The sequence below is a fragment of the Embleya sp. NPDC001921 genome, from assembly GCF_053594475.1.
This window is the reverse complement of record NZ_JBSFEO010000031.1, coordinates 89,724-103,692: the sequence shown is the minus strand read 5'-3', so window position 1 is coordinate 103,692 and position 13,969 is coordinate 89,724. Positions and strand designations below refer to the sequence as shown.

11 protein-coding genes are annotated in these 13,969 nt (G+C 71.2%); 5 read left to right on the top strand and 6 right to left on the bottom strand.

Annotated features, from left to right (window positions below; translation table 11 throughout):
• Positions 1 to 151: 151 nt before the first annotated feature.
• From pstS to pstC, 3 genes are read right to left on the bottom strand one after another with little or no spacing between them, the layout of a single operon-like run.
• Positions 152 to 1,780, bottom strand: coding sequence for a phosphate ABC transporter substrate-binding protein PstS (gene pstS, locus ACWCPW_RS31535; protein ID WP_449764964.1), 1,629 nt, complete (start codon positions 1,778 to 1,780; stop codon positions 152 to 154).
• Positions 1,777 to 2,955, bottom strand: a complete 1,179-nt coding sequence (gene pstA / locus ACWCPW_RS31530; RefSeq protein ID WP_449764963.1) for a phosphate ABC transporter permease PstA — start codon at positions 2,953 to 2,955, stop codon at positions 1,777 to 1,779. Before pstA ends, pstS begins: the two co-directional genes overlap by 4 nt.
• Before the next feature lie 49 nt (positions 2,956 to 3,004).
• Positions 3,005 to 4,021, bottom strand: coding sequence for a phosphate ABC transporter permease subunit PstC (gene pstC / locus ACWCPW_RS31525; protein ID WP_449764962.1), 1,017 nt, complete (start codon positions 4,019 to 4,021; stop codon positions 3,005 to 3,007).
• Between the two features lie 371 nt (positions 4,022 to 4,392).
• Here pstC and ACWCPW_RS31520 point away from each other — a divergent pair, with 371 nt between their 5' ends.
• The 3 genes from ACWCPW_RS31520 (at position 4,393) to ACWCPW_RS31510 (ending at position 8,343) form a co-directional block, all read left to right on the top strand.
• Positions 4,393 to 5,361: a PstS family phosphate ABC transporter substrate-binding protein gene (locus ACWCPW_RS31520; RefSeq protein WP_449764961.1), complete on the top strand. Its 969-nt coding sequence runs from the start codon at positions 4,393 to 4,395 to the stop codon at positions 5,359 to 5,361.
• Positions 5,362 to 5,848: 487 nt separating this feature from the next.
• Positions 5,849 to 6,622, top strand: coding sequence for a hypothetical protein (locus tag ACWCPW_RS31515; protein ID WP_449764960.1), 774 nt, complete (start codon positions 5,849 to 5,851; stop codon positions 6,620 to 6,622).
• Between the two features lie 98 nt (positions 6,623 to 6,720).
• Positions 6,721 to 8,343 (top strand): hypothetical protein, encoded by a 1,623-nt coding sequence (locus ACWCPW_RS31510; RefSeq protein WP_449764959.1) that lies wholly within the window; start codon positions 6,721 to 6,723, stop codon positions 8,341 to 8,343.
• Positions 8,344 to 8,510: 167 nt separating this feature from the next.
• Here the strand turns inward: ACWCPW_RS31510 and ACWCPW_RS31505 are convergent, their stop codons facing one another.
• Both ACWCPW_RS31505 and ACWCPW_RS31500 read right to left on the bottom strand, forming a co-directional pair.
• Entirely contained in the window at positions 8,511 to 9,437 is a 927-nt protein-coding gene (locus ACWCPW_RS31505; RefSeq protein ID WP_449764958.1) for an LLM class F420-dependent oxidoreductase, read from the bottom strand.
• 138 nt (positions 9,438 to 9,575) lie between these two features.
• Positions 9,576 to 10,127, bottom strand: a complete 552-nt coding sequence (locus ACWCPW_RS31500) for a hypothetical protein (protein ID WP_449764957.1) — start codon at positions 10,125 to 10,127, stop codon at positions 9,576 to 9,578.
• A 337-nt stretch (positions 10,128 to 10,464) separates the two neighbouring features.
• Here ACWCPW_RS31500 and ACWCPW_RS31495 point away from each other — a divergent pair, with 337 nt between their 5' ends.
• A complete protein-coding gene (locus ACWCPW_RS31495; protein WP_449764956.1) occupies positions 10,465 to 10,821 on the top strand; it encodes a hypothetical protein in 357 nt (118 codons plus the stop codon).
• Entirely contained in the window at positions 10,818 to 12,224 is a 1,407-nt protein-coding gene (locus tag ACWCPW_RS31490) for a hypothetical protein (RefSeq protein ID WP_449764955.1), read from the top strand. The genes ACWCPW_RS31495 and ACWCPW_RS31490 overlap by 4 nt, the downstream gene beginning before the upstream one ends.
• 180 nt (positions 12,225 to 12,404) lie before the next feature.
• Here the strand turns inward: ACWCPW_RS31490 and ACWCPW_RS31485 are convergent, their stop codons facing one another.
• Positions 12,405 to 13,775, bottom strand: coding sequence for a class I SAM-dependent RNA methyltransferase (locus ACWCPW_RS31485; RefSeq protein WP_449764954.1), 1,371 nt, complete (start codon positions 13,773 to 13,775; stop codon positions 12,405 to 12,407).
• Positions 13,776 to 13,969 lie beyond the last annotated feature (194 nt).

Here is a 13,969-nt window from a genome sequence, read left to right as displayed (position 1 = left end):
AGGACGACCCGCGCCGATCCTCGCGCGGCGCGGCGGCACCGCGGGAGCGAAAACCGGCACGGTGTTCGAAAGTTCGCCTGCGCCGCACGGACCGGACATCTCCCGGTCACCCGGCTCGACCGGATCGACCGACTCACCCGGCTCGACCGACTCAACCGACATCGGGCCCACGTCCTCGACCGAGGCGGCTGTACAGGAACGGGGCGCCGAACACGGCCGCCGCGAGGCAGACCAGGGTCAGCGCGTAGAACCACACCGGTGGCAGCGGTGGCGAGTCGCCCGCCTCGACGGATCCCGCGCTGACGGGCCCGCCGTTCCCCTTGTCCCCGCCGGCCACGACCTCGCCGGTGCCCGCGTCGGGCGTACCGCCGTTGCTCCCGTCCCCACCCTGCGCCCCGGGCGTGCCCCCGGCACCGGGGCCTCCCGCCGTGGGAGTGGAACTCCCGCTCGGGTTGGCCGAGTTGTTGCTGTTGTTCTGGTTGTTGTTGCTGTTCGTGTTGTTGTTCTGGTTGCCGCCGTTCTGCTGCGGCTGCTGCTGTTGCGACTTCTGCTCCGGGGGGACCCAGGACGGGTCGAAGGTCGGGTTCGGGCACGCGTCGAAGTCGGCCTTCGTCGGCTTGTCCAGGTTCGCCGGCATCGCTCCCGGATCCGGCGCGCCGGGGATCGACTTGATCGCCTCGTAGCCGAAGCTGACCAGCTTGGGCGGCAGCGGCGAGTACCCCAGCCGCGGGGCCTGCGCCTGCCCCGCGCACAGGAAGTACTTGATGAACTTGCCGAGCGTCTCGCCCTTGGCCTCGTTGAACGAGAACTGCTTGGCGGCCGGCACGATCATGTAGCTGTAGCTGGAGATCGGATACGCGCGCCGATCGGCGTTGGTGTAGACGTCGTCGAGGATCTGCGTGCTGTCCGGGTTCAGCCGGGCCTTGGTGAGCGCGACGGCCACCGCGTCGGAGGTGGGCTGGACGTACACCCCGCCGGCGTTCTTGACGGAGGCGACCGGGAACTGGCGTTGGAGGGCGTACGCGGTCTCCACGTAGGTGATCGCGCCGTCGCCGTAGCCGGCCGCGACGTAGTTGGCCACGCCCTCGGAGCCCGCCTGCGCCTTGGCCGCGCCCTTGACCGGGAATTCGGAGGTCATCCCGCCGGGGAAGAACGGCCGCCAGATGTCGTTGACCTGGTTGGTCAGGAAGGCGGTGAACTGCGCGCTGGTGCCCGAGCCGTCGGAGCGAACGACCGGGGTGATCGGCGTCGAAGGCAGCGACAGCGCCGGGTTGTCGTCCTTGATCGCCTTGTCGTTCCACAGCTTGATCTGGTTGGTGAAGATCCCGGCGATGGTGCGCGGCGACAGTTGCAGGTTGCGTACCTGCTGGCCGCGGATCTTGAGGTTGTACATGAACGAGGTACCGCCGGCGACGATCGGCAGGTACTTGAACTTGGTGTTCGTGCTCGCCAGCGCCGCGAGTTCGTTGGTCGCCTTGCCGGTGCGGTCGACGTAGTTGCCCTGGAAGGGGATCTCCGACACCGCGAAGTCGACGAGGTGTTGGGAGAAGTCGGTACGTCCGGCGGTGGAGCCGTTCTGGTTGTAGTCGACGGCGAGGCCGCGGGCGGCGACGTCGGCCGCCCACTGCTTGGTCGCGGGCGCGCTCCAGGTGGAGCCGCTGCCGTGGATCGCGGCGGCGGCGGACGCGCTGCCGGCGGGCATCAGGGTGAGCGGGACGGCGAGCGCGGACGCCGTGGCCAGTCGTAGCAAGAGCGCGGGTACGCGCCTGATCCTGGTCATGAGGTGGGCTCCGGGGTGAGGGACTTGGCGACGGCGGTGCGCTGCCGCTTGCGACGCCCGGACTCGCCGGGGGTGCGCCCGCCGATCAGGCGCGCGAGGGTGAACAGCACGAGGACGATCAGCAGCAGGGTGACGCCGGCGCCCCACGCGAGGGAATTGAGCTCGTCGCTGGGCGACTTGTAGTTCTCCCAGATGAAGTACGGCAGCGAGTTCTGCACACCGCTGAAGGGGTTCCAGTTCATCCCCGCGCTGCCGCCCGCGACCAGCAGTACCGGCGCGGTCTCGCCGACCACGCGGGCGCAGCCGAGGATGACCGCGGTCACCAGGCCGCTGCGCGCGGTGGGCAGGACCACGTTCCACAGGGTGCGGAACTCCCCGGCGCCCAGCGCCAACGAGGCCTCGCGCAGCCCGTTGGGCACCAGGCGCAGCACCACTTCGGTGGCGCGGGTGACCACCGGCATCATCTCGACGGACAGCGCGAGCCCCGCGGCCAGGCCGCAGAAGCCCTGGCCCAGTGAGATGACGAAGAAGGCGTAGACGAACAGGCCCGCGACCACCGAGGGGATCGCGGTCATCGCCTCCACGACCACCCGCACCACGGCCGCGAACCGGCCGCCGACCTCGTTCATGTAGATCGCGGCGGTCACCCCCAGCGGAACGCTCAGGACGATCGCGATGCCCATCTGCTGGAACGTGCCGACGATGGCGTGCGCGGCGCCGACCGCGACGCCTTCGGTGCTCAGCGCGCTGAAGTGGCGCTGGGTCGCGGTGAAGAAGTCGGCGTGCAGGATCTGGCCGAAGCCCTTGACGAAGACGTACCCGATCACGGTCGCGACCGTGCCGACCATCAGGGCCGCGCCGGTGGAGATCACCGCGCCCGCCACCCGGTCGCTCGCGGCCACCCGGTCCAGGCGCATGCGGGTGGCGGTGGCGTAGAGCACCAGGAAGCACACGTACGCGGTGATCAGGTATCCCTGCCAGCCGGTGACCGGCAGGATCCGCCCGTAGAGCACCCAGGCGAGGCTCGCGCCCGCGACCCCCGCGCCGAGCGCGACGCCGATGTCGTCGGGGGCCACGCGGCGCAGCGCCACGCGGGCTTCCTCCGGTGGTCGCGGCGCGGTCGCGGGCGGCGGCGCGTCGGGCCCGGGCCGAACGATCGGCTCGGTGACGGTCATCGTCGTGGATCCCCTCGGTGGTGGGTCTGGTGGAGCCGCTGTTCGGTGTTCAGATCTCGGTGGACTTGCCGCTGCGCGAGCGCGCGACCAGCACACCGGCGACGGTGTTGACGGCGAGGGTGAGGACGAAGAGCGCGAGGCCGGCGGCCATCAGCGCGGAGATCGACTCGTTGTCCGCCTCGCCGTACTTCAGGACGATCAACGAGGAGATCGTCGAACCCTGGCCGTCGAGGATGCGGAACGAGAAGTCGGTGTTGAACGAGATGATCATCGCGACGGCGATCGTCTCGCCCAGGGCCCGGCCCAGGCCGAGCATGACCCCGCCGATCATGCCGCCGCGACCGAACGGCAGGACCACCGCGCGGATCACGCCCCAGCGGGTGGCGCCGAGTGCGAGTGCGCCCTCCTTCTCCCCGACCGGCGCCTGGCCGAACACCTCGCGGCTGACCGAGCAGCAGATCGGGATGACCATGGTGGACACGACCACGCCGGAGATGAACAGCGACGAGCTGAACTGGCTGTCCACGAAGCGGGCCTTGACGTCGATCGTGCGGATCTCGAAGATCGGCAGGAATTCCAGGTTCGTGGCGAGCCACCGGCTGACCGGGATCAACTGGGGTTGCAGCACGAAGAAGCCGAAGATGCCGTAGATGATGCTGGGCACCGCGGCCATCAGGTCCACGGTCGAGGTGAGCACGCCGCGCAGGCGCCGGGGCGCGAACTCGGTGATGTACAGGGCCGCGGTGAGCGCGATGGGCACCGCGACCACGAGCGCGACGAGCGCGACCAGGACCGTGCCGGTGAGCAGGCCGCGTACGCCGAACGTGCCGGACTTGGGCTCCCATACGTCCTCGGTCAGGAATCCCCAACCGGCCCGATCCAGTGCGCTGCTGCCCTGGTAGAGCAGATAGCCGCCGATCGCGACGAGCAGCCCCAGGACCAGGATCGCAACGCCGCGCGTGGTCCAGCGGAAGGCGTGGTCGGCCCTGGTCCGGCGTACCACGATCCGCCGGGGCCGATCGATGAGTTCCGGCGACTCGGGTGCGAACACGGGCGGATGTGCCATGGCTGTCGGCTCCTGGAAGCGGGTGGCGAACCGACCTGACCGTTCGTCATGTCGCCCGGCGATCAAGCCGGATGCCCCTCGCCTGGAGACAACCAGAGCGCAGCCCCTCGGCGACTGTCCGCTACGGAAACAACCGGTGCCGAGGGTGTACGGCAGTTGTCATATCCGTGCCGCGCGGGTTGTGGAGTATCCGGTTTCCGTTACAGGCGCGGCCCGTTCGTGTGGGCGCCTCGTGCGGCCCGGTGCCGTTTCCCTGCCGGACATCCCACGACGATCAAGCCGCCGGCAGCGTTGTCGGCGTCGGCCACTGCGGTCGACGGCCAGCAAATGCCAAGAGAGAGTTGAGACTTCGAATGTCCAGCGTCTTCAGCATGCGCAAGACCGCCACCGTACTGGGCACCGCGACCGCCGCCATGGCGCTCGTCGTCGGCGCCAACGCGTCGGCGAACGCGGCCACTTACGTCAACGCCGGTTCGGACACGCTGCAGAACGTCACCGCGGCGCTCGCGTCGGACTATGCCGCCAACGTCGACCCGGGCGGCAACAACTGGATAACCGTGAACGCCGGCGTCCCGGCCGGTGGCCAGGCCACCGGCAAGGCCGCGTGCAACACCCAGTACGGCACCGGCGCGAACCCGTGGCCGAACGGCTCGAGCGCCGGCATCAACGCGCTGCTGGCCGAGCGCGCCGGTACCAGTGCCAACTGCCTCAACTTCACGCGTTCCTCGCGTGGCCCGAAGGCCGGTACCGCCGAGACCACGCTGACCTTCGTCCGCGTCGGTGGCGACGCGGTCACCTGGGCCACCAAGAAGGCCGGCGCGCCCGCCAGCCTGACCGCGGCGCAGCTGCACGGCATCTACGACTGCTCGATCACCAACTGGAGCCAGATCAACGCGAGCCTGTCGGGTGCGATCCAGAAGCACATCCCGCAGGCCGGTTCCGGCACCCGCCAGGAGTTCATCGACAAGGTGCTCGGTGGCTTCGACCCGACCTCGGCCGCGAACGGCGCCTGCGCCGCGACCGTGATCCAGACCGCGCAGGAGAACCGCGGCGACGCGCCGCAGATCACCACGACCGACGCGATCATCCCCTACTCGCAGGCCGCGTACGGCGAGCAGACCACCCCCGCGTCGGGCGTGACCAACCACACCAACGGCTTCACCCCGCGCCAGATCGACAACAAGGCGCCGAACGCGACCGGCTTCATCGGCAACCGCTCGGTCTACTTCGTCTACGACCCGCTGGACACCGAGAGCGACACCGACACGATCGCGTTCATCAACTGGGCCAAGGCCCCGGCTCAGCTCCCGATCTGGCAGACCTTCGGCTTCGTCGCCTAGTCCTGGCCCGAGCCGAACCGCAAGGCGTGACCACTGGCGGGCCGTCCCGAATCGGGGGATCAGGGACGGCCCGTCCCACGGGCCTTCGGGCCCGCGGCGCAACCTCTTCTCGATGAGCGCGGGGCCCCGCGCGAGAACGTTCTCGGTGTCGTGCGCACGACGCGGCCGCCGAGGAACGACAGCAGCGGTGGGTTCGCCCTGGACGACACCGCGACGATCGTGTGCACCAGGGGGCCGAGGCTCCGGCGCAGCTCCCGATCCGGGCCTTCCACGGTTTCAGGCCCTGATCGTCGTCGGACCGACGTGATGTTCCCACTCGGTGCCTTCCCGATCCGATGTCTCGGGAGTCCTCGCGGCACTGTTCACCCTCCGGTGGCGGATCGCTCATCCATCCGCCATCGCGAGCGCCTGACGTTTCCCTCGCGGATGCCCAATCGGCCGCCGCGTGCTGTTTTGCTCGAACCCACTGACCCCGGAAGGGCATTTCATGAAGCTCCGTCGTCTGCTCGCGCTCACGGTCGCGGTTCCGGCCGCGCTCGCGATCGCCTCCGTGCCGGCCATCGCCACGGACGCCGCTCCCACGTCGTCGGCGACCAGCACGCCGGGCACGATCAAGGTGAGCCCGCTGTACGGCCCGGCCGACGCCACCGGCAAGGCGACCGTCCGCGCGAGCGTGCCGTGTGGCCCCGACGCGACCGCGTTCCGGTTCGTCGTGCGTTCGGAGGGCGCCAACGAGCGGGTCTTCGGTGGCTCGTTCCTGGGCACCCCGCTGCCGGCCGACAAGGTCGCGGACACCGCGGTCGTCGGGCTGCGTGCGCTGTTCCCGGTCGGCTCCGCCACCCAGGAAGGTGTCGCGCACAAGCTCGTCGCCCAGTGCTACACGACCGGCGCCGACGGTGTGCTGACCATCACCGAGCCCGCGTCGGTCGACCTGCGCGTCAACTCCGGTGTGTGGAGCTCGCTTTCGCCCGAGGCCCGCGCGCTGCCGACCAAGATCGGCGCGCTGCGCTTCGGTCTGGTCCTGTTCCGCGGCTTCGCGCCCGGTGAGCACGTGGACGGCGCGGTGCGCGCCGCCGACGGCACCTCCACCCCGGTTTCGCTCCAGCCGCAGATCGCGCCCGACGGCACCTGGGGCGGCGCGCTGCTGACGCTCCCGGCGACCGTGGCCGACGGTTCCTACACGCTCGTGCTCTCCGGCACGAACTCGAAGGCGGCCACCTCGGTCGCGATCACCCTCGACTCGTCCCGCCTGTGGTGGTGACGCGGCGTCGGTGACAACGCCTTGGGCCGCCGGGATTCTCCCGGTGGCCCACTTGCGATCCGTCCCCGTTTTCCTTTCTTCTCAACGGAGTTGACCAGATGAGCCTAAGACTCGCGCGCGTGCTGGCATCGTGCGGAGCCGGGCTGCTCGTAATGTCGGCCATGCCGACGCTCGCGGCGGCAGCCGACTCCGGCTCCCCGACACCGACGATCATCGTCGCTCCGGGCACCGGCAAGATCGATACCAAGGTCACGATGAAGGCGACGGTGCCCTGCGCGGAACCGGCCGTCAACTTCCGGTGGACCGTGTCCGGGGGCACGCTCACGACGCCGCGTCTGATCGGTGGCGAGACCGGCGATCCGCTTCCCGCCGATCGCGTCCCCGACCGCACCGCACCGATCCGGTTGTTCCTGGCGGCGACCGATCTCACGGGCACCTTCAAGATGACCGCGCAGTGTGTCAGCGAACTCGGCGAGTTGCTGAGTGAACCCGCGTCGGTCGACATCACCACGGCGGACGGGGCGGACGGCAAGACGTGGAGCGTGGCCGCTCCGCCCACCTCCGAGCCGCCGACCACCGCGCCGCCGACGACGACGCCACCGACCGGCGAGGACGAGACGCTCGTTCTCGATCCCACGACCGGTGAGTTGGGGGCCCGGGCGAGCATCACCGCCTCGAAGGCCTGTCCTCAAGGCGCGACCAAGTTCCTGTTCATCATGACTCCCCCCGGGGGCGGCTCCGAGATTCGCATCGGCGGATTCTCCCCGCAGCCGCTGCCCGCGGACCGCAAGCCGGCGATGACGCCGAAGCCGATCAACCCGAACGGGGCGGCCGGCGACTACCGCATCCGGGCACAGTGCCTGGACGACGCCGGCGCGGTCGTGGCGAACGACCTCGCGCGGGTCAACCTGAAGCTCGAGGGGACCACCTGGAAGGTGGTGGCCACGGTCGTCCCGACCGTGGGCTTCGACGAGGAGATCAAGATTCCCGACGCGACCGGCGTCGAGGTCAACTACTCCCTGTCGTTGACGAACTTCCCCGCGAGCGTCCCGTTCAAGGCCACGGTCACCAAGAAGAACGACACGACCTTCCCTTCGGTCGAGCTGGCCTCGGACCGGACGGACGCCCAGGGTCTCTTCACCGCGGTCCGCTCCGTCTTCCCGCGGACCGGCGCCACGTGGACCGACGGCGACTACATCCTGACGGTGACCGCGTCCGAGACCGGGCCCAAGGTCGAACGCCCCTTCAAGATCACGCTCGTGCACGCCGGAGCCACCAACGGATCGACGACCGGCACCACGACGGGCACCACGACCGGTACCACCACGGGCACCACGACCGGTACGACGACGGGCACCACGACCGGCACGACCACCGGGACCACCACCGGCACCACGGCCGGTGACACCACCGGAACGACCACGGGTACCACCACGGGCACCACGACCGGTACGACGACGGGCACCACGACCGGCACGACCACCGGAACGGCCTCCGGCACCAGTTCCGGCAGCTCCGCCGGCAGTGGCAACGGAGGCGGCGGCGGTAGCCTCGCGCGCACCGGAAGCCTGCTGGACCCGCGCCTGCTCGGCACCGCGGGCGGCACCCTCCTGATGATCGGCGGCGTCATGTGGTACCGCGCACGCGGCACCCGCAGCGCTCTGCTCGCGGGCAGCGGCACCTTCGGCGACGGCGACGAGGACACTCCCGCGACCGCCTGATACCGAGGGGACACACCGAACGGCCGCCCGCTGTAGCACCGGGGGCGGTGGGGTGAGAAGAGGGGCTCTGTCGCAGCGCACGGGCTGCGACAGGGCCCTTTCCCATTCCCGGGTCTCGCGGGCGTCCGGGGTCTCGCGGGTGTCCCGTTCGCCCTCGGCTCGCCGGTTCAGCCGCCGAGCTGGGTCATCACCTCCGACGCGATCAACTCCAGGTGGTCGAGGTCGTCCAGGTCCAGGATCTGGAAGTAGATCCGGGTCGAGCCGATCTCGGCGAACCGCCCTATCCTGTCCACCACTTCGCCCGGTGAACCGGCGAGTCCGTTCTCCCGCAGCTCGGCGGGTTCGCGGCCGATCGCCGCGGCGCGCCGGGCCACCTCGGCGTCGTCCTTGCCCACGCAGGCCACCAGCGCGTTCGAGAAGACCATGTCCTGCGCCTTGCGGCCGTGCTCGATCAGCGCGTCCCGGACCCGCTCGAACTGCCGCGCGCTGGTGTCCACCGACCCGAACGGGACGTTGAACTCGTTCGCGAAGCGGGCGGCCAGGGTCGGCGTGCGCTTGGCGCCGAAGCCGCCGATCAGGATCGGCGGGTGCGGGTGCTGCGCGGGCTTGGGCAGCGCGGGCGAGTCGGCCAGCGAGTAGTGCCGCCCGTCGTAGCCGAAGGTGTCGCCGACCGGGGTGTCCCAGAGCCCGGTCAGGATGTGCAACTGCTCCTCGAGCCGCCCGAACCTCTCGCGCGGGAACGGGATCCCGTACGCGGTGTGCTCCTGTTCGAACCAGCCCGCGCCGATGCCCAGTTCGACCCGACCTCCGGACATCGCGTCGACCTGCGCGACCTGGATCGCGAGCACGCCGGGCAGGCGAAAGGTCGCCGCCGTCATCAGCGTGCCCAGTCGGATGCGTTTGGTCTCCCGGGCCAGTCCGGCCAGGGTGATCCAGGCGTCGGTGGGACCGGGCAGGCCGTCGCCACTCATGTGCAGGTAGTGGTCCGAGCGGAAGAAGGCCCCGAAGCCGAGGTCTTCGGTGGCCTTGGCCACGGTCAGCAGCGTGTCGTAGGTCGCGCCCTGCTGAGGTTCGGTGAAGATACGAAGATCCATACACCCATCCTCTCCCGAGCGCGCGAGTCGCACGGGAGCCGACCACGCACAGCCCCCGGAAGCCGAACAGGCGTACCGCACGCACCCCGAGCGGCCGCACCGCCCGAAAGCGGAGCGGGCCCGGCGCGCGGGAGGCGATCACGCGAGCCGCGCGGGGAAAGGCACCACGTGCGCCGAGCCGCGCCGCCGACGTGGCGGGATCGCGGGGGCGTGCCGATGCGGTCGGCCCGACCAGGTCGCGGTCTCCTCGGCCGCGCGCAGCCGGACCAGATTGCGGAAGACGATCGCCCAGGCCGCCGCGCAGGCCCGGCGCTCGGCGGGCTCGAGCCGCGCCCAGTCCCCGCAGGGGTTGTCCGCCACCCCTTGCCTGGCCAGGAGCGTGAGCACCTTGGCCACTCGCCCGAGCACTCGGGCGGCGCCCGCGATCGGCACACTCGCCGGGTCGCCGCCGGGCAGCGGAACCACCGTGTCGGCGTCGGGACCCACGATCCGGGTGACGATCTCCCGGGCATCGCCGAGTTCGTCGGCGACCCGACACAGGCAGCCGCCCCGGTCCGGCTTGCCGCTCCACGCGTGCACCACCTCCTGCACGGTGTGCAGCGCGAGGGCGACGGCGGCCAGCGCGCGTGGCGTGGAATCGACGGTGGCCAGTTCGTCGTCCAGTTCGGCGAAGGTCTGAACGGTGTGCATGATCGCTCCCTCGTGCGGTACTTGTCCGGCTCGCCTGGAGTCGGTCCGGTGTGTTCACGACGCCTCCAGGTTGCGCCCGGGAGACGGACGAATCGCCCGCCACCGAACAATCTGTGGACAACCAAGCGGATTTCGGCGCGGTTTCACTCTCCGGAGTGACGTACTCCCCGGGTTGTCCACAGGACGTCGGCACGCAGAGTGACCGTGTGCCAACCTGATCGTTTCCCGGGAGGGTGCCTCGATCGATTCCCGACCGAGCACCGCGTTCCGGCCGGCCGCTCCCGAGGTCGACCGGCGATCGAGCACACGGCACGAACACACATCAGGGGGTGGTGGCATGTCCCGCACCGACGGCGACGGCACAGCGGACTACACCGTCGACACCGGCGAACTGCACGGTCTGGTCCGGCGCTTGCACAACATCGGTACCGACTACCTCGCGCGCGGCTGCTTCGCCGAGCCCGCCCGGGTCGCGGCCGACACCGCGCTGGGCACCGACGCCCTGGGCTCGCTCCCGGGCGCCGCCGAGCTGAGCGAGCGGCACCGCCGAGCCTCGGCCCGGATGGTGGACCTCCTGACCGAGATCCGCGCCGAATTGGCCACGACCCGGGTCGAACTCGGCCACACCGCCGACCGGTTCACCGACACCGAGGCCGAGGTCGGCACGCTGCTGCGCACGGTGGCGCCGCGATGACCGTCCCCGACGCGATGACCGCCCCCGACGCCGTGGACGCGTACACGGCGATCCACACGGCCCGGCCCGGCGAGGTCTGCGCCGCGGCCGACGGTTGGCGCCTGGCCGCCGCCCGGCTGGCCGAATTGCGTGACGCGCTCGCCGAGACCGCCCGGCACGGCGCGGGGATCTGGACCGGCGGCGGCGCCGAGCGATTCACCGCCCGCTGCCACGCCCTGGCCGATACCGCCGATCGACTCGCCGCCCAGGGCAACGCGCTGCACGAGCACCTCGGCGCGGCGGCACAAGCCGTGGCCCGGGCCCAAGAGCACGCGACCGACCCGACGGCGGCGCGAGCCGCCGCCACGCGCCTGGAGGACGTGTATCGCGACCTCGGTGACCGCCTGTGCGCCCTGCCCGACCCACCGAGCCCCATCGACGCACCGAAACCCACGCCATCGAGCCCGGCCACGACCACCGACATCACCGACCAGACCTTGCCCCGCCCATGCGCAGCGGCCACCGCCCCGGCCGCCACCGATCCCACTACTCCCAACGTCGCTACTCCCGAACCGACCACCAAAGACCCCGCCACCAACGACCCCGCCACCCCCGCAGCCGACTCCACCCCGACCGCCATGCCGGACGAGACCTCACCCCCACCGCCCGCCACGACGACGGCCTCGTGCGAGCCTCCCGAACCCCCGACTCCCGAGACCCCCTCGACGCTCCCGCCGACCACAACGCTCCCACCGCCCACGACGACCTCGACGACCACACCGCCTCCGCCTCCGCCTTCGCCTCCACCACCCCCACCGCCCCCGCCATCTCCACCGACTCCCCCGACCACCCCACTGGCCACCTGCATGGCCGCCACGACGCCACCCCCACCACCGGCCGACCTCCCACTCTCACCACCGCTCCCACCCGCGCCCGCGTCCGTGCCCGTGTCCGCGCCACCCCTCCCGTCTCCCTCGCACACCTGCACACCTCCATGCCCACCCGCCCCACCGACCCCGCCCATCGTCGGCAGCCCGCTGTCCCACGAGCCCCGCCCGGTACGCCCAACCGGAATCGACTCACGCCCCCAACACGCCGCGCCATCCCCCTCGGCCCCGGTCGCCCCGGTGACGGGCATCCGGGTCGCACCCGACCTACGCGGCGACGGCAGCGGCGACAACGACGGCCCGGCGACCAGACACGACGCCGCACACTCCGACCGCGTCCCCGACCTCGTCGGCGGCACCGCTCGCAGCGGCACCCACCCCATCCCCACGTCCCCCACGTGGGTGACCGCCCCCACCCCAGTCGGCACCCCCACCACCCCAACCCCCCGCACCCGCCCCGGCACCCGCTACGCAACCCACCCTGCCGAAGACTGGTGGACCACCCCACCACCACCCCAGCCACCGGCACCGGCCTGACCCACGCCGGCCCAGCCCACCCCAACCCAGCCCCACACCCGAACACACGAAAGGGCCGCCCCGACCAAGCCGGGACGGCCCTGCACCAAACACCTACACGTACACCTATCTACCTACTACCAACGCCTACACCCACACCCACCACCTGCACCCACACCCAACCCACCAACCCGCGGCAGATCACCGCCGCCCGCGCCCACCGTCCCGCTTCGCCGCACGCGGCGCCGGCTCCAGAATCGCCACCGACTCCACATGATGCGTGTTCGGGAACAAATCGAACGACCGCACCGACCGCAGCTTGAACCCGACACCCGCGAAGTACGCCACATCGCGCGCCAGCGCAGCCGGGTCGCACGCCACATACGCGACCCGTCGCGGCGTCAGCCGCGCGATCCGCTCGACGACCGCCTTGCCCGCCCCCGCGCGCGGCGGGTCCAGCACCACGATGTCGGCCCGACGCAGGAAGCCCGGCCGGCTCAGCACCTTCTCCACCGTGCCGGTCTCGAACCGCGCGCCCGGCACGTCCCGAAGGTTGTGGATCGCGTCCTCGACCGCCTGCTTGGAGCTCTCGATCCCGATGATCGTGTCGCTGTCCGCGAGCCGCTCGGAGATCGCGCCCGCGAACAGGCCGACGCCGCAGTACAGGTCGAGTGCCAGGTCGCCGGGTCGCGGCTCCAGCCCTTCCACGACGGCCTGCACGAGCACGTCCGCCGCGGCCGGGTGTACCTGCCAGAAGCCGCCCGCCGAGACCTTCCAGGTCCGTCCCGCGGCCACCTCGCGCACCGCCGGTCGGCCGTGCACCTTGCGCACCCGGCCCTTGTCGTCGGCCCGGAACACCGACACCGCGCGGTTCAGCTCGACGATCGGCATCCGCCCGTCCGCGCCCTCGGCGGGCACCACGGTGACCGCGCGGTCCAGCGAGCCGGTCGCCGAGACCGCCTCGACCGAGGCCACACCGGGCCACTCGTGCGCCTCGATACCCAGTTCCTCGACGCCGGGCGCCGCGATCGGGCAGGAGTCGATCGGCTGCACGTCGTGCGAGCGGTGCTTGCGCAGCCCCGCGCGGCCGGTCGCCGGGTCGACGGTGAACTGCACGCGCGTTCGCCAGCCGAGGCCCTCGGGCATCCCGGGCGGGCTGTCCACGCCTTCGACCTCGACGTGGACGTCGACCTTGCCCAGCCGCAGCAACTGCTCGGCCACCACGTCCGCCTTGAGCCGGCGCTGCGCGGCGGGCGTGGCGTGCTGCCAGTCGCAGCCACCGCACATACCGGGACCGGCCACCGGGCACGCGGGCGTGATCCGGTCCGGCGAAGCCGCCAGCACCTCGACCACATCACCACGCAGGAAGCGCGACGTGGGCCCACCGTCGGTGATCTCCACGACGGCCCGCTCGCCCGGGAGACCGTGCCGGACGAAGATGACGCGGCCCTCGTGGCGGGCCACGCAGTGCCCACCGTGAGCGACCGGGCCGATCTCGACCTCGTACCGCTCACCCCGCAGGGACTGGTCCGATTCGGGGGTGGTCGATCCGACAGGCACGGCACTCCTCATACAGCTCAGCTCGCACAGACATCGACAAGAGTTCGGTGATCCCTCGGCCGGCGGCGCCTGACGGCGACGCCCGGGGACGACACGACGACACAAAGAAAGCGCCTCACGGCAGTGGGCGCGGTCCCAGGGTAGTCCCTACCCGAAGAACCCGCGCCCACCGTCATGAACCACCGTCATGACCCGCTGTCATGGAC

What these genes read in the sequence shown, in the direction of transcription:
- pstS (WP_449764964.1), bottom strand. Translation starts at nt 1,780, where the DNA reads ATGACCAGGATCAGGCGCGTACCCGCGCTCTTGCTACGACTGGCCACG.
- pstA (WP_449764963.1), bottom strand. Translation starts at nt 2,955, where the DNA reads ATGACCGTCACCGAGCCGATCGTTCGGCCCGGGCCCGACGCGCCGCCG.
- pstC (WP_449764962.1), bottom strand. Translation starts at nt 4,021, where the DNA reads ATGGCACATCCGCCCGTGTTCGCACCCGAGTCGCCGGAACTCATCGAT.
- ACWCPW_RS31520 (WP_449764961.1), top strand. Translation starts at nt 4,393, where the DNA reads ATGCGCAAGACCGCCACCGTACTGGGCACCGCGACCGCCGCCATGGCG.
- ACWCPW_RS31515 (WP_449764960.1), top strand. Translation starts at nt 5,849, where the DNA reads ATGAAGCTCCGTCGTCTGCTCGCGCTCACGGTCGCGGTTCCGGCCGCG.
- ACWCPW_RS31510 (WP_449764959.1), top strand. Translation starts at nt 6,721, where the DNA reads ATGAGCCTAAGACTCGCGCGCGTGCTGGCATCGTGCGGAGCCGGGCTG.
- ACWCPW_RS31505 (WP_449764958.1), bottom strand. Translation starts at nt 9,437, where the DNA reads ATGGATCTTCGTATCTTCACCGAACCTCAGCAGGGCGCGACCTACGAC.
- ACWCPW_RS31500 (WP_449764957.1), bottom strand. Translation starts at nt 10,127, where the DNA reads ATGCACACCGTTCAGACCTTCGCCGAACTGGACGACGAACTGGCCACC.
- ACWCPW_RS31495 (WP_449764956.1), top strand. Translation starts at nt 10,465, where the DNA reads ATGTCCCGCACCGACGGCGACGGCACAGCGGACTACACCGTCGACACC.
- ACWCPW_RS31490 (WP_449764955.1), top strand. Translation starts at nt 10,818, where the DNA reads ATGACCGTCCCCGACGCGATGACCGCCCCCGACGCCGTGGACGCGTAC.
- ACWCPW_RS31485 (WP_449764954.1), bottom strand. Translation starts at nt 13,775, where the DNA reads ATGAGGAGTGCCGTGCCTGTCGGATCGACCACCCCCGAATCGGACCAG.